Annotated in this window: 13 protein-coding genes; 3 read left to right on the top strand and 10 right to left on the bottom strand. The window is 64.4% G+C overall.

Annotated elements, in window-relative coordinates; genetic code table 11:
- Positions 1–2 precede the first annotated feature (2 nt).
- Positions 3–1,259 carry a Zn-dependent hydrolase gene (locus DLM_RS20440; protein WP_089083067.1) on the top strand — a complete coding sequence of 419 codons (1,257 nt, stop codon included), beginning with the start codon at positions 3–5 and terminating at the stop codon, positions 1,257–1,259.
- On the opposite strand, the gene DLM_RS20435 is transcribed toward DLM_RS20440, so the two are convergent.
- The 5 genes from DLM_RS20435 to DLM_RS20415 all read right to left on the bottom strand — a co-directional run bounded on the left by DLM_RS20435 (position 1,217) and on the right by DLM_RS20415 (position 6,198).
- Entirely contained in the window at positions 1,217–2,422 is a 1,206-nt protein-coding gene (locus tag DLM_RS20435; RefSeq protein WP_089083068.1) for a sensor domain-containing diguanylate cyclase, read from the bottom strand. The two genes, DLM_RS20440 and DLM_RS20435, sit on opposite strands and share 43 nt — an antisense overlap.
- A gap of 111 nt (positions 2,423–2,533) precedes the next feature.
- Positions 2,534–2,875 (bottom strand): cupin domain-containing protein, encoded by a 342-nt coding sequence (locus tag DLM_RS20430; RefSeq protein WP_089083069.1) that lies wholly within the window; start codon positions 2,873–2,875, stop codon positions 2,534–2,536.
- A 46-nt stretch (positions 2,876–2,921) separates the two neighbouring features.
- A complete protein-coding gene (locus DLM_RS20425; RefSeq protein WP_089083070.1) occupies positions 2,922–4,319 on the bottom strand; it encodes an NAD(P)/FAD-dependent oxidoreductase in 1,398 nt (465 codons plus the stop codon).
- Positions 4,320–4,352: 33 nt separating this feature from the next.
- Positions 4,353–5,180, bottom strand: a complete 828-nt coding sequence (locus tag DLM_RS20420) for an AraC family transcriptional regulator (RefSeq protein WP_089083071.1) — start codon at positions 5,178–5,180, stop codon at positions 4,353–4,355.
- 82 nt (positions 5,181–5,262) lie between these two features.
- Entirely contained in the window at positions 5,263–6,198 is a 936-nt protein-coding gene (locus tag DLM_RS20415; protein WP_089083072.1) for a LysR family transcriptional regulator, read from the bottom strand.
- 101 nt (positions 6,199–6,299) lie between these two features.
- On the opposite strand from DLM_RS20415, the gene DLM_RS20410 reads away from it, so the two are divergent.
- A complete protein-coding gene (locus DLM_RS20410; protein WP_197715462.1) occupies positions 6,300–7,610 on the top strand; it encodes a D-serine ammonia-lyase in 1,311 nt (436 codons plus the stop codon).
- Here the strand turns inward: DLM_RS20410 and DLM_RS20405 are convergent.
- The 4 genes from DLM_RS20405 to DLM_RS20390 form a co-directional block, all read right to left on the bottom strand.
- Entirely contained in the window at positions 7,596–9,374 is a 1,779-nt protein-coding gene (locus DLM_RS20405) for an ABC transporter transmembrane domain-containing protein (protein ID WP_089083074.1), read from the bottom strand. The two genes, DLM_RS20410 and DLM_RS20405, sit on opposite strands and share 15 nt — an antisense overlap.
- A gap of 467 nt (positions 9,375–9,841) precedes the next feature.
- Positions 9,842–10,030, bottom strand: a complete 189-nt coding sequence (locus DLM_RS20400; RefSeq protein ID WP_089083075.1) for a YgaP family membrane protein — start codon at positions 10,028–10,030, stop codon at positions 9,842–9,844.
- A 230-nt stretch (positions 10,031–10,260) separates the two neighbouring features.
- The gene (locus tag DLM_RS20395) at positions 10,261–10,917 is read right to left on the bottom strand and encodes a Crp/Fnr family transcriptional regulator (RefSeq protein ID WP_089083076.1); all 657 of its coding nucleotides are present in this window, start codon (positions 10,915–10,917) and stop codon (positions 10,261–10,263) included.
- Complete coding sequence (locus tag DLM_RS20390) at positions 10,914–11,531, bottom strand: 3'-5' exonuclease (RefSeq protein WP_089083077.1); 618 nt, start codon at positions 11,529–11,531, stop codon at positions 10,914–10,916. The genes DLM_RS20395 and DLM_RS20390 overlap by 4 nt, the downstream gene beginning before the upstream one ends.
- Positions 11,532–11,815: 284 nt before the next feature.
- Between DLM_RS20390 and DLM_RS20385 the strand changes: the two genes are divergently transcribed.
- Complete coding sequence (locus DLM_RS20385) at positions 11,816–12,511, top strand: MarC family protein (RefSeq protein ID WP_167467179.1); 696 nt, start codon at positions 11,816–11,818, stop codon at positions 12,509–12,511.
- A gap of 269 nt (positions 12,512–12,780) precedes the next feature.
- Here the strand turns inward: DLM_RS20385 and DLM_RS20380 are convergent, their stop codons facing one another.
- Positions 12,781–13,671 (bottom strand): LysR substrate-binding domain-containing protein, encoded by an 891-nt coding sequence (locus tag DLM_RS20380; protein ID WP_089083079.1) that lies wholly within the window; start codon positions 13,669–13,671, stop codon positions 12,781–12,783.
- Positions 13,672–13,684 lie beyond the last annotated feature (13 nt).

Genomic DNA, 13,684 nt, shown 5'->3' with positions numbered 1-13,684 from the left:
CCATGCTGACCGTGAATGGTCAACGCTTGTGGAACAGCCTGATGGACATGGCCGAGGTTGGTGCCACCGCCGCCGGTGGGAATTGCCGGCTGGCCTTGTCGGCAGAAGACTTTGCCGGCCGCGCCCTGTTTGCCGACTGGTGCCATCAGGCCGGCATGAGCCTGGATACCGATGCCATCGGCAATCTGTTTGCCCGTCGCGCCGGGCGCACACCGCAGGCCGAGCCGGTGGTGATGGGCAGCCATCTGGATACCCAGCCCGCCGGCGGCCGCTTTGACGGCACGTATGGCGTGCTGGCCGGACTGGAAGTGGTGCGCAGCCTGAACGATGCCGGCATCACCACCGACAGGCCGCTGGAAATTGCGGTATGGACCAATGAGGAAGGCGCACGTTTTACCCCGGCCATGCTGGGTTCTGCGACGTTTTGCGGGGTAGTGCCGCTGGCCGATGCGCTGGCAATAGAAGACGCCCAGGGCATCAGTGTTGCCACCGCCCTGGCCGGCCAGGCCGGCAACCTGCCCTTGGGGCGGCGATTTGCCGCCTATTTTGAAGCCCATATCGAACAGGGGCCGATCCTGGAGCAAGCGGGGCTGCCAATTGGCGTGGTGACGGGTGGACAGGCCATCTGCTGGCTGGACGTACTGGTATCGGGCAGACCGGCCCATGCCGGCACCACGCCGATGCGGCTGCGCCGCGACGCGCTGTTTGCCGCCAGCACCATGATCAGCCAGTTGGAACAACTGGCCAATGCATTCGGCCCGCACGGTTTGGTGACGGTGGGGCAACTGCTGATTCCCGGCGCATCGCGCAATACCGTCCCCGGCCAGGTGCGGTTTACCGTGGACCTGCGCCACCCGCAGGACGCACAGATCCATGCCATGGAAGAAAGTACCCGGAGGGTGCTGCAGCAACTGGCCGCGCAACGCGGCCTGACGGTCAATATCCAGCAGCACTGGTTCAGTGCCGCCACACCGTTCGACCGCGACTGCATTGCCGCGGTGCGCCAGGCAGTGACGGCATTGGGCTACCCGCATCAGGAGATGGTCAGCGGTGCCGGCCACGATGCCATCCATCTGGCACGGCATTGTCCCAGCGCCATGATTTTTGTCCCCTGCGTGGACGGCCTTAGCCACAACGAGGCCGAAGACGCGCTGCCGGACGACCTGCGCATGGGGGCGGATGTACTGCTGGGAGCGGTGCTGGCGCAGGCCGGCGGTCAGACGATACCGACGGTTTCGTCCTGGGCCAGCAGCACCTGATTGCGCCCTTGCTGCTTGGCGCGGTACAGCATGCGGTCGCAGCAGGCCAGCAGATCGGTGGCATGTTGCAGCCCATGCAGGCTGGAAAGGGCGGCACCCAGGCTGATGGTAAGGTAGCCCAAGCCGTCCGGCCGGTAGCGGTGCTCCACCTCCAGCGCCGCTACCTGCTGTTGCACCCGCTGGGCAATGTGCAATAGCTCGTCCTGGCTGCCGGTTTGCAGCAGGATGGCAAATTCCTCGCCGCCATAGCGAAAAGCCAGTGCCTGGCCGCTACGCAGACAACTGACCATGGCGCTGGCCACATCCGCCAGGATGTGATCCCCGGCCGGATGGCCGTAATGGTCGTTGTAGGGCTTGAAGTAATCGATATCCACCAGCAGCAGGGCAAAGGGGCGGCCATGTTGCTGCGACTGCTGCCAGAATGCTTGCAATTGCAGATCGAAGGCACGGCGATTGCCCACGCGGGTGAGTGCGTCGGTGGAGGCCAGCATCTGCAGGCGTTGATTGAGGGTGGAAAGCTCATGCTTGCGCCGCCGCTGCTCCTGCGCGGTGTAAAACGCCAGCCGCACACTGGTGGTGGTGCTCCAGCTCATGAACAGGCAGAACAGCAATACCGGCAGGTAGACCAGCGAAAACACCAGCAGCGGCTTGCTGTCATGCGGGTTCATCAGCGCCACATTGCTCATGATGGCAACCGAAATGGCCAGTGAGCTGAGCACCGCCCCCTTGAACGATACCCGCACGCCCAGATTGGCAAACACGATGAAGATCAGCGATGCATACAGAAAGGTGGGCACATCGGGCGAATGGCTGCGCTTGAGCAGCTCGAACCAGGACAGGGTGGCAATCAGGTCGTGTACCGGCATCAGTTGGTCCATCAGCAGCACATTGCGGCTGCGACCGAACACCAGCCAGATATTCACCATGGCCACCACCAGCAGGGTTGCCCGCGTCAGCAGCGACGCGCTGGCCATATCGGGTATCAGCAGCGCATCAGCCAGCACATAGGAAAAAAAAGCCAGGGCGGCGATGATGTTGGTCAGCAGCAAAAAGGGGCGGTGCTGGCGCAGGATGTAATGCTCGAACTCCGGCCATAGCGCGTCTGGAATACGCACCCGCCAGCGAAAGCGGACAGCCGCAAGCAATTTGTTGGCTGCATTCATGAACAGGAGCCCGGGTGGCCGGAGCAGGCCGGCATGAAAAGACAGCGGTCAGTTTAGGACAAGCCCCCTGTCTCGTCCAGGCAGTCTTCATGTCGGCGAGGCTGGCCCGGTTCAGGGCAGCAGCACATAGCTTTTGCGCACGGTTTCGGTCACTTCCCATACCCCGCGGCTATTGGCCGGGAAATACACGGCATCGCCGGCAGCAATGTCGATGGCCTCACCGGCATCCGGAATGAAACGGCAACGCCCCTGGATGAAATGGCAGAACTCGGCCTGCATGATCTGGCGTCGCCAGCGGCCAGGGCTGCACTCCCAGACGCCGGTTTCCACGCCATCCGGGCGCTCCACGGCATGCACACGGGTGGCGGCATGCGGCGTACCCAGCGGCTGGGCCACCGGCATGGCGGCGGACAAGGATATGCTGCCGCTTTGCGGCAGATGGGTGATGGACATGCTGCTCTCCTGTCGGGAAGGAATAGCGGAAGGGATAAACACCGGCTTACTGCATCAGCCCTTCCATGAAACCGGCCACATCCTGGGCCAGCCGGCGCTGCCAGCGCGGGCTGTGCGGCTTGTTCAGCGTTTGGTCTTCCCAGGTAAAACTCTTGATGATGGCGTTGTAGCCCAGCCAGCGCAGCGGCTCCGGCTCCCAGCGGCCCAGGCTGGCCACGGTTTTTACCCAGGGCTGGCCGGTCAGCAAGGTGTCCTTGCCCAGCATCAGGTCGGCCAGCGTACGGCCTGCCAGATTGCTGGCGCCCACGCCCTCGCCGCCATAGCCACCGGCCCAGGCCAGCCCTACGCCGGCATCGCACACCATATGCGGCTGAAAGCGCCGCGCCGCGCCCAGATTGCCACCCCAGCCGTGGCTGATACGCACCTTGTCCAGCATGGGAAACAGCTCCACCATCAACTGGCGGCGCAGCGCGATTTCGTCTGCTGTCAGGGTGAAGTCCTGGCGCAGCTTGCCGCCAAAGCGGTAACCGCCACGGGCACCGAATACCAGCCGGTTGTCGCGGCTGCGCTGGCCATAGCTGACCTGGCGGCTGTTTTCGCTGAAGGCCTGGCCGTGACGCAGGCCGATTTCCTCCCACAGCGCGTCGGACAAGGGCTCGGTGGCAATGATCAGGCTTTGTACCGGCAACTGATAACGCCCAAACGGTGGCAGGGTGCTGGCATAGCCTTCGATGGCGGGGACCAGCCAGTGCGCCTGTACCCGGCCTTGCGCAGTGTGCAGCACGCCGGGCTGCCAGTGGGTGACGCGGGATTGTTCGTAAATCTGCACGCCCAGCCGCTCCACACAGGCGGCCAGCCCGCGCACCAGCCGCGCGGGCTGAATGGTGGCCACATGCGGCGAATACACCGCGCCATACGGCGTGGCCAGCCGCAGTTGCTGGTTCAGCTCGGCCACCTCCAGCCAGCGGTAGTCCTCTTCGCCATGGCCATGGGCACGCCAGGCGGCCAATTGCTGACGCAGGCGCACTTCCTGCTCGGGATAACGGGCAGCGCAATACAGCACCCCACCCTTGCGGTAATGGCAATGAATGCCTTCACGGGCGATGACGCGGCCTACTTCATCGGGAATATCGTGCAGCAAGGCACGGCTTTGCGCCCGTGCCGCCGGGTCGAGCGCGGCCAGCAGACGGTCCTCGCCCAGCACTTCGCCAATCAGCCAGCCGCCATTGCGGCCGGAGGCGCCAAAGCCGGCAATCTGGGCTTCCAGCACCACGATGTGCAGATCCGGGGCCTGCTGCTTCAGGTAATAGGCGGTCCACAGCCCGGTGAAGCCGGCACCGACAATAGCTACATCGGCCTCGATATCGCCCGGCAGCGCCGCACGCGGCATCAGGCTGTCGCCCAGTTGTTCCATCCACAGGCTGATGTGTTGTGTTGCGGCCATGTTCTGCCCTCTCCATCAAGAATGGAAGGCAGCTTAGTCGGCACTGCCCTGGCCTGTCGTCGCTGCGGACCCGCGCGGAGAAACCCGCAGCCAGGCAGCGGGCGACATTCCGGTGTGCTGGCGGAAGCAGCGGTAAAACACCGACAGCGAATTGAAACCGGCGGCAAACGCCAGTTGGTCGATACGTGCCATGCTGTCTGCGGCGGGCAGGCTGGCCAGCAGATGTTGCAGCCGGGCCTGGTTGACATAGCGGTAAAAGCTTTGCCCCAGCACCTGGTTGAGCAGATAGGACAACTGGTTGCGGCTGTAGCCGGTGGCTGCCGCCACCGCGGCCAGCGTGCAATCGGCCTGCAAATAAGGCTGCTGCTGCCGGAAGTAGCTGTGCAGGTCTTCCGCCATGCGCCCCAGTTGCCGCGCAGACAGGCCCAGCTTTTGCAGCGGGCTGGCACTGCTGCTGGCAGGCTGGCCCTGCGCCGTGCCGTGCTGCAAGGTGGCATATTCGCGTACGCGCCAGATCAGCCCGTCACGCACGGTGATGGCTTCGCTGCTGTGAAAGGAAGCCAGCCCGCCACGCAACACCAACTGGTACTGGATGAAGGCGGTATCGCCATCCACGCGGATGCGGTCGCAGTGCTCCAGCCGCTCCGCCTCGCCCTGCGGCAGGGAGGACCGCACATAGTCATGCAGCTCGGCCAGCCGGAACACCCGGTTTTGCAGGAAATCGTGATAGGCGATGTCCGGGTGGTACAGCGCCAGGATGTCCTCCAGCCGACGCTGTTTCCACGCCTGGTGGTAGCGCAGCACCACCTGGTGGGTGGCGGGCAGAAAACCCTGGCTGTCCGGTGTTGGTGGCTGGTTCATGATGGCTGGCGGTAAAAGCAGGGAAAATCAATGTAGTGCAAAGCGCGGTGGCGGGCCAGTTTTACCCTGCCCGTCACCCCGGTCACACCCCCAGCCGTTGCCGGCGCTGGCGCACAAACTGCTGGCAGGCCTGTTGCAGCCACTGGCTGAACAACTGTACCCGGCGGTCTTCCGGCTGCAGGCAGCGCAACACATAACGCGCCGGGGCGGCCACCGTGGCAGGGAGTACCTGTTGCACGCGGCCTTGCTGCAGCAGTTCCAGCACCTGGGCGGCGCGCGCCATGGCCACACCCTGCCCCTGACAGGCCGCCGCCAGCGACAGGCTGGCCAGATTGTATTCCCGCTCCTGCCACGGCGCGGGGGCAAAGCGGAACGCCTCTGCCGCGCCTTGCTGCCAGCAGTCCCATTCGGCAAATGGCGGCGCACCGTCCCAGGCGGCGCTGTCATGCAGGCGCGTCAGAGACATGCCGGGACGGCACGGATCGGGATGGGCGGCCAACCAGTCCGGGCTGGCCACCGGCAGCAGCACTTCATCCAGCAGGGGAATACCGGGCAGATCGGCCATCTCGTCCGGGTCGTAGCGGATGCAGATGGCCACGCCCGCCGCCAGCATGTCCTGCCGGCGCATGCGCTGGAATTCGGCGCGCAGCCTAACCTGAATAGCCGGGTATTGCTGCTGGAAGGCGCTCAGGCGCGGCATCAGCCAGTCCAGCGCAAAGGACGGCGCACAACTGATCTGCAGCACGCTGTCCTGCTCCGCCAGTTGCTGCAAGGTGGTGTCGATGTCTTGCAAGGCGGTGCTGACGGTGCGGTACAGCGTCTGGCCCTGGGCGGTGAGTTGCAGGCGGCGGTGCTGACGCACAAACAGCGGGTAGCCCAGCCGCTGTTCCAACTGGCGGATTTGCTGGCTGACCGCGCTCTGGGTCAGGTGCAGCTGCCCGGCGGCGGCGGTGAAGCTGAGCAGGCGGGCCGCCACGTCAAAGCAACGCAGGTGGGCCAGGATGGAAGCATCCAGCATTGACATAAGCTCCACTAATGGATTCAGCAGCAAGTATCGCTGTTTTTTGGCAGCAGTGGCGCTCTAGAATGCGGGCTATATATTCACCCGGAAGACACGCCATGCCTGCCACCCTGCCGGTCAGCCTATTAGCCGCCCTACAGTCAAAACAAGCCCTGCTGTGGCTGAACCCCTGCTTGGGCAGCGCCCTGCCTGCCAGCGCCCCCACGGCGGAACAAGTCCACGAGGCCGCAGCGCGGCTGCAACGCTGTGCCGGCCTGCTGGCCATGCTGTTTCCCGAACTGGCCGCCACGCAGGGGCAGATCGAATCCGCCTTGCACGATGCCAGCGCGCTGTACGCCCTGCCGGAATACCGTGGCGTGCAGGGGCAGTGCTGGCTGAAGGGCGATCATGCGCTGCCGGTGGCCGGTTCCATCAAGGCGCGTGGCGGTTTTCACGAGGTGCTGGCCCATGCCGAAGCGCTGGCCTTGCAGCACGGTGTGTTGCAACCGGAAGACGACCGCCGCCTGCTGGCAGGCGCGGCGGCACGCAGCTTGTTTGCCAGCCACCGGGTGGTGGTGGGCAGCACCGGCAATCTGGGCCTGAGCATTGGCATCATGGCGGCGGCGCTGGGTTTTCAGGCCGTGGTGCATATGTCGGTGGAGGCCAAGGAATGGAAAAAGGCGCGGCTGCGCCAGCGTGGGGTGACCGTGGTGGAACATGCCGGTGACTACGCCGCCGCCGTGGCGGCGGGCCGCGCCACGGCCGAAGCCGACCCCAACAGTTATTTTGTTGATGACGAACACTCGCTGCCGCTGCTGCTGGGTTATGCCGCCGCCGCGGCTGCGCTAGCCGCACAACTGGCAGCGCAGGGCGCAGTGGTGGATGCGGCCCACCCCTTGTTTGTCTACCTGCCTTGCGGGGTGGGTGGCGCACCGGGCGGCATTACCTTTGGCCTGAAGCTGTTGTTCGGCCCGCATGTGCATTGTTTTTTTGCCGAGCCGGTGGCTTCGCCCTGCATGCTGGTGCAACTGGCCAGCGGCAGCGATGCGCCGCTATCGGTATACGACATCGGGCTGGACAACCGCACCGAGGCCGATGGTCTGGCGGTAGGCCTGGCTTCGCCCTTGGTGGCCCCCCTGATGCGGGCCGAATTGAGCGGGGTGTTTACCGTTGGCGATGACGATCTGTTCCGCCTGCGCTTGCAGGTGGAAGACCACTGCCAACTGGCGCTGGAGCCATCCGCTGCAGCGGCGGTGCGTGGCCCCGACTGGCTATGCAATAGCACAGCCGGGCAGGCTTATCTGGCAGCGCACGGCCTGCAACAGCAGTTGGCGGATGCCCATCATGTGGTGTGGACCACAGGCGGTGCGCTGGTTCCGCCAGAGGAACACCAGCGCTTCCGCCAGCGTGGCCTGTCACGCGCCGGCTGAGCCGGCAGCAAACTGCAAGGCCGCCAGCCGCGCATACAAGGGCGAGCTGTGCAGCAGTTCCTCATGCCGCCCCTGTGCCACGATGCGCCCGCCTTCCAGCACCACGATGCGGTCGGCTTCCTTCACCGTGGCCAGCCGGTGGGCAATCACCAGCGTGGTGCGATTGGCGGCAGCACGCTCCAGCGCCTCTTGCACCAGTTGTTCCGATTCGGCATCCAGCGCGCTGGTGGCTTCGTCCAGCAGCAGGATGGGCGGGTTTTTCAGGATGGCGCGGGCAATGGCAATGCGCTGGCGCTGACCGCCAGACAAGCGCACGCCGCGCTCGCCCAGATAAGTGGCATAGCCTTGCGGCAGGGCCTGGATGAAGTCATGCGCGGCCGCAGCACGAGCCGCCGCGTAGACTTCCTCATCGCTGGCATCCGGCCTGCCATAGCGGATGTTCTCCAGCGCGCTGCTGCCAAAAATCACCGAATCCTGCAGCACCACGCCAATGTGCTGGCGCAAATCGGCCAGCGCCAGTTGGCGGATGTCGATGCCGCCCAGGGAAATCTGCCCCTGTTGCGGGTCGTAAAAACGCAGCAAGAGCTGGAACAGCGTGGACTTGCCCGCACCGGACGGCCCCACCAGCGCCACGTGCTCGCCGGGAGCCAGTTCCAGATCAATCTGGCTGAGCGAGGGCTGCTCCGGCCGTGAGGGGTAGGCAAAGCTCACCTGCTGCAAGCGCAGCCGCCCTGCCGTCGGCAAGGCATGCGGCTGGGCGGGTTCGGTCACTGGCGAGGCCAGTTGCAGCAGCTCCATCAGCCGCTCGGTAGCCCCGGCGGCGCGCTGCACATCGCCCCATACCTCGGCCACCGCGCCAATCGCCCCGGCCGTCACCACTGCGTACAGGATGAACTGCGCCAGCAGGCCGCCGCTCATCTGCCCGGCCAGCACTTGCTGCGCACCCAGCCACAACACGAACACGATGGCACCGAAGATCAGCATGATCACCGCCACCGTCAGCAGCGAACGGGCGCGGATGCGCGCCAGCGCGGTGGCAAAACTCAGCTCCACCGAGCCGACAAAGCGGCTGGCTTCCGCCGCCTGCTGGTTGAAAGCCTGCACGGTGGGAATGGCGTTGAGCACCTCCCCAGCCATGGCGCTGGAATCGGCAATGCGGTCCTGACTGGACTTGGACAGCGCCCGCACGCGGCGGCCAAACAGCACGATGGGCAGCACCACCAGCAACAGCGTCACCAGAATGTAGCCGGTGAGGCTGGGACTGGTCATGGCCAGCATCACCAGCCCGCCCAGCATCAGCAACACATTGCGCAGGCCCATGGACAGGCTGGTGCCGATCACCGTCTGCACCAGCGTGGTATCGGTGGTGAGGCGCGACAGCACTTCGCCGGTCTGGGTGGTTTCGAAATACTGCGGGCTCATGCTGATGACGTGGCGATACACCGCGCTGCGCACGTCCGCCGTCACCCGCTCGCCCAGCCAGGACACCAGATAAAAGCGCCCGGCGGTGGCCAGAGCCAGCACCACCGCCACACCAAACAGCATGAGGAAGTACTGGTTGATATGACCGGCATTACGGCTGGAAAAACCCTGGTCGATCAGCACGCGGAAGGCCATGGGCAACACCAGCGTGGAGACGGCGGCCACGGTGAGCGCCAGCAGGGCCAGCCAGGCACGACGGCGATAAGTACGCAGAAAGGGCAACAGCCCCAGCAAGGGGCTGATACGTTGCAACAAGGGGCGGGCAGGCGTAGCAGAGGACATGAACAGACCGGTAGGAAAGCAAGGCTGTCAGGCTACACCATGCCACCGGCTACGGCCATTCGGGCAGGTCTGCACCTGCTGCAGGCAACGGCGCAATGCAGCAGCACGGTTTTGCGAGCATACCCAAGCGCGGCTGACAAAATAGCGCAGCGCCCCTGGGGCAAGACGCGCCAATGCAGACAGCACACCGGGTACGGCAAGGCGGCGCAACGCAGCAGCAGGGTTTTGTGAGCATGCCCAAGCACGGCTGACAAAATAGCGCAGCGCCCCTGAGGCAAGACGCGCCGACGCAGACAGTACAAAGAGTACGGCAAGGCGGCGCAACGCAGCAGCAGGGTTTTGCGAGCATACCCAGGCGCGGCTGACAAAATAGCGCAGCGCCCCTGGGGCAAGGCGCGCCGACGCAGACAGTACAAGGAGTACGGCAAGGCGGCGCAACGCAGCAGCAGGGATTTTGCCAGCCGCGCTTACTTCAGCTTGCAGGTCTTGATGCCAAACGGCAGATAGGCCGGACACCAGCCAATCAGCCCGGTGGCCAGCGGCACCACGCCGATCCAGCCCCACACCGGCAGCAGGCCGGCCACGGTGGCAATGATCAGGGCAATACCAATCACGATGCGCAGGATGCGGTCGATACCGCCTACATTCGGGGACATAGTGTTCTCCTCGGTTCAGGGCCATGCGGGATGGCGATGAGGAGATGCTAGACCTTGCCGCCGTCCGCTTCAGTGACTAGGTCACACAGCAGCGCGGCCAGCCATAAGAGCCGCTAACAAAACCCCCGCTCCAGCGTTGCGCCGCCTTGCCGTACGCCATGTACTGTCTGCGGCGGCGCGCCTTGGCTCGGGTTCTCTACGAGGTTTTGTTCGCAGCTCTGTACCACAGCCTACTTACCAGTCAGCTGCTGCAAGGCAGCAGCATCCAGCAATTGCAACTGGCCACGGCCAAGGCGGATCCAGCCACGGCGCTCGAAGTCCTTGAGCTGACGGCTGATCACCTCGCGCGCGCTGCCCAGCTCTGCCGCCAGTTCCTGATGGGTCATGGCCAAGGCACTCTGGCCGCCAGCGCGTTGCAACAGGCAGGCGGCCAGACGCTGGTCGATGCGGCCAAAGCTGACTTCCTCGATCAGTAACAGCAAATCGGCAATGCGGCTGCCATAGGCGCGGAACACGAAGTCGCGGAAGCTGGCGGAGTCGGCCAGCAATTGGCGAAATGCCGGAATCGGCAGCGCCTGGGCGTGGATGGCGGTTTCGGCCACCCCTTCGGCATCGTAGTCGTTACCGCTCATCAGGCAGGCGGTGGTGACAATGCAGGTTTGCCCGCTTTCCACCCGGTACAGGGTGATTTCGCGGCCGTTTTCGCCCACTTTCTGTACCCGGATCTGCCCTTGCAGCAAAAACAGATAGGCCTGGCAGGGGCTGCCTTCGCGAAACAGCACCGTGCCGGCCGGGGCGCTCAGGGCATGACAGTGGGCCAGCAACTGGGCGCGGCTGGCCTCGTCCAGCGCGTCCAGAATGGCAAAGTCGCGCGTCCAGTCGTTCATGCCGTGGTTTCCCGCAACAGGCCACGGGCTTGCAGTTCCTGATACACGCGCAGCGCCACCCAGGCATCGTTACCGGCATAGGCTTGCTGGGCCGGGCTCAAGGGCAGGCGTGACCAGTTGGTGGTGGACAGCTTTTTCGACTTGCGAAAGTAAGCGCCAAACAGCCGCGCCACCGCCTGCACCGCGCCCACGGTGATGCGGGCATCGTCCGAGGGCAGCAGATTACCCAGGTCGATCAGCCCGCCGCATTCCACGCCCAAGCGGCTTTTCAGCAGCGCCCGGTCGGATACCAGATCGAAACCCACCAGCGGGCGGGCCGGATCGGCCAGCAAGGCTTTGATTTCCTCCGGCAGCACGCCCTTCACCACCGGCACCAGCCAGGCGCACTGGCTGTCGGCCAACTGGATCAGGTGCGGGCCGTCCGACTCCTCGCCCTTGCGGAAGGTAGGTTTGGATTCGGTATCAAAACCCAGCACCGGGGCTGCCAGCAGCGCAGGCATGGCAGCGGCCAGGGCTTCCGGGCTGTCCAGCATGCATACCTGCTCCGGGGTCAGCGCCGGAAACAGCGGCATGGTCTTGATTTCTTCGCGGGGGATTTGCCGGGTAAGGGACATGGATGGCCTTGCATGCAGAGCGCCGCCTGGCAACAGGCCGGCGGCAAAGCTGCATGATACGGAATCCCCGGCGGCATTTCACCCGGTTTGCCCGTGCGCGCAAGCGCTGGCCGGCGGCTTCATCACACCGGCTTAGGAAGTTTCCCAAGATGGTATGGAATGCGCAGATCAAGCCGGGTGGCACATTGAGGCTGCCGACAGGCCCGTGCTAGCGTCGCAAAACCGTGGCAATACCCCGCCAACGCTGTACACCAAACCCTGCCATCACCCTCCGGATGCCTGTCATGATTGCCTTGCTGGATGATTTCAATACCGTACTGCATGCTGCTTTTGTCGGTTTCATCACCTTGTTTCCGGTGGTGGACCCGATTGGCACCGCCTTCATCGTCAACCCTTATTTCCGCCATCTGCCGCTGGCTGAGCGCAAGCAGGCCATCCGCAAGATTGCCTGGTACGCCATGCTGACGGTGATTGCCGCCTTGTTCACGGGGCGCTGGATCCTGATGCTGTTCGGCCTGTCCATTCCGGTGGTGAAGCTGGCCGGCGGCATCATGATTTGCAAGATGGGCTGGACATCGCTCAGCAGCACGGCAAGTAATCAGGACAAGCCGGCCAATAGCGCGGAATCGGCAGCGGTGGATGCCGGACAGCGCAGCAGTGTGGAGAATGACCTGTTCTACCCGCTGTCCTTTCCCCTCACCGTGGGGCCGGGCACCATCTCGGTGGTGCTCACCCTCAGCGCACACAGTTACAACGAAAGCTATGTCCGCTCGGCGCTGAGTACCAGCGGGCTGATCATCGGCATGGCCGCCATGAGCGTGCTGATATACCTGTGCTATCTGAATGCCGGGCAACTGGTGGCGCGGCTGGGCGCGGCATCGGAAAACATGATCAACCGCTTCATGGCCTTCCTGATTTTTGCCGTCGGCCTGCAAATTGCCTGGGGCGGGCTGCATGCGCTGATAGCCCCTGCGGCCTGAGCAGGCTTAAGACCCGCTAACACCCCCCCGATTCTGCGTTGCGCCGACTTGCCGTACTCACTGTACTGTCTGCGTCGGCGCGCCTTGACTCGGGTGCTCTACGAGGTTTTGTGAGCGGCTCCAAGCCCCGACCATCCGCAACAAGGCAAGGCTCAGCGGACTGTCGGCAACCGCCAGTTCATCCAGCAAGGAAAAATGGTTGTTGTGACTGTCCTCCACCAGCGTCACCGCCAGCCCCTGGGCAAGCGCGGCCTGATGATAAGCCAGCGTCAGGCTTGAGGCGGCTTGAAGCCGGGCAGGCGCTCGGCCAGATGGTCCACCAGCATGCGCACCTTGGGCGAGAGCTGACGCTTGTGCGGATACAGCGCCCAGATGCCTTCGTCCGGTTCGCGATAGGCGGTCAGCAACTCCACCAGCGCGCCGCTGTGCAGATGACGCGCCACGTAGTAATCCGGCAACTGGACGATGCCCACCCCTTGCAGCGCGGCATGGGTCAGCGCGTGGCCGCTATTGCAGCGCAGGCTGCCCTTCACCCGCAGCAGGCGGCGTTTGCCGCCTTCCTGTAAATGCCAGAAGTCGTTGCTGCCCAGCAGGCAGTTGTGCTGCTCCAGTTCGGACAGGCTGTTGGGCAGGCCGTGACGTTGCAGATAAGCCGGGGCGGCACACACATGCTGGCGGCGGCTGGCAAGTCGCCGCGCCACCAGGCTGGATTCGCTCAGATGCCCAAGCCGGATGGCTAGGTCATAGCCTTCGGCCACCAGGTCCAGCACCTGGTTGCTGAGGTTGAGCTGAATCTCCAGCGCCGGGTATTGCTGCAGAAAGTCGGTAATCAGCGGGGCGATATGGCTTTCACCATAGGCCACCGGCGCGGTGAGCTTGAGCCTGCCTTGCGGTACGGCCTGATGCAGCGACAGTGCGCGTTCGGCTTCGTCCAGCCCGTCCAGCAACTGGCGGCAATGCTGCAGGTATAGCTGGCCGCTTTCGGTCAGCGTCAACTGCCGGGTGGTGCGGTACAGCAATTGCACATGCAGGCGCTGTTCCAGCCGGGTGACTTCGCGGCTGACCTGCGCCACCGACAGATCCAGCGCCCGTGCCGCACGGGTAAAGCTGCCCAGTTCGGCCACGCTGACGAATTCGCTTACCCCTTGCCATGCCGCCATTATTACTCCTGAG

Source organism: Aquitalea magnusonii (assembly GCF_002217795.2).
GTDB lineage: Bacteria > Pseudomonadota > Gammaproteobacteria > Burkholderiales > Chromobacteriaceae > Aquitalea > Aquitalea magnusonii_B.
This window is presented reverse-complemented; position numbering and strand designations above follow the sequence as displayed.

Excerpts from the sequence above, each read along its gene's own strand:
- DLM_RS20440 (WP_089083067.1), top strand. The coding sequence starts at position 3 with ATGCTGACCGTGAATGGTCAACGCTTGTGGAACAGCCTGATGGACATG.
- DLM_RS20435 (WP_089083068.1), bottom strand. The coding sequence starts at position 2,422 with ATGAATGCAGCCAACAAATTGCTTGCGGCTGTCCGCTTTCGCTGGCGG.
- DLM_RS20430 (WP_089083069.1), bottom strand. The coding sequence starts at position 2,875 with ATGTCCATCACCCATCTGCCGCAAAGCGGCAGCATATCCTTGTCCGCC.
- DLM_RS20425 (WP_089083070.1), bottom strand. The coding sequence starts at position 4,319 with ATGGCCGCAACACAACACATCAGCCTGTGGATGGAACAACTGGGCGAC.
- DLM_RS20420 (WP_089083071.1), bottom strand. The coding sequence starts at position 5,180 with ATGAACCAGCCACCAACACCGGACAGCCAGGGTTTTCTGCCCGCCACC.
- DLM_RS20415 (WP_089083072.1), bottom strand. The coding sequence starts at position 6,198 with ATGCTGGATGCTTCCATCCTGGCCCACCTGCGTTGCTTTGACGTGGCG.
- DLM_RS20410 (WP_197715462.1), top strand. The coding sequence starts at position 6,300 with ATGCCTGCCACCCTGCCGGTCAGCCTATTAGCCGCCCTACAGTCAAAA.
- DLM_RS20405 (WP_089083074.1), bottom strand. The coding sequence starts at position 9,374 with ATGTCCTCTGCTACGCCTGCCCGCCCCTTGTTGCAACGTATCAGCCCC.
- DLM_RS20400 (WP_089083075.1), bottom strand. The coding sequence starts at position 10,030 with ATGTCCCCGAATGTAGGCGGTATCGACCGCATCCTGCGCATCGTGATT.
- DLM_RS20395 (WP_089083076.1), bottom strand. The coding sequence starts at position 10,917 with ATGAACGACTGGACGCGCGACTTTGCCATTCTGGACGCGCTGGACGAG.
- DLM_RS20390 (WP_089083077.1), bottom strand. The coding sequence starts at position 11,531 with ATGTCCCTTACCCGGCAAATCCCCCGCGAAGAAATCAAGACCATGCCG.
- DLM_RS20385 (WP_167467179.1), top strand. The coding sequence starts at position 11,816 with ATGATTGCCTTGCTGGATGATTTCAATACCGTACTGCATGCTGCTTTT.
- DLM_RS20380 (WP_089083079.1), bottom strand. The coding sequence starts at position 13,671 with ATGGCGGCATGGCAAGGGGTAAGCGAATTCGTCAGCGTGGCCGAACTG.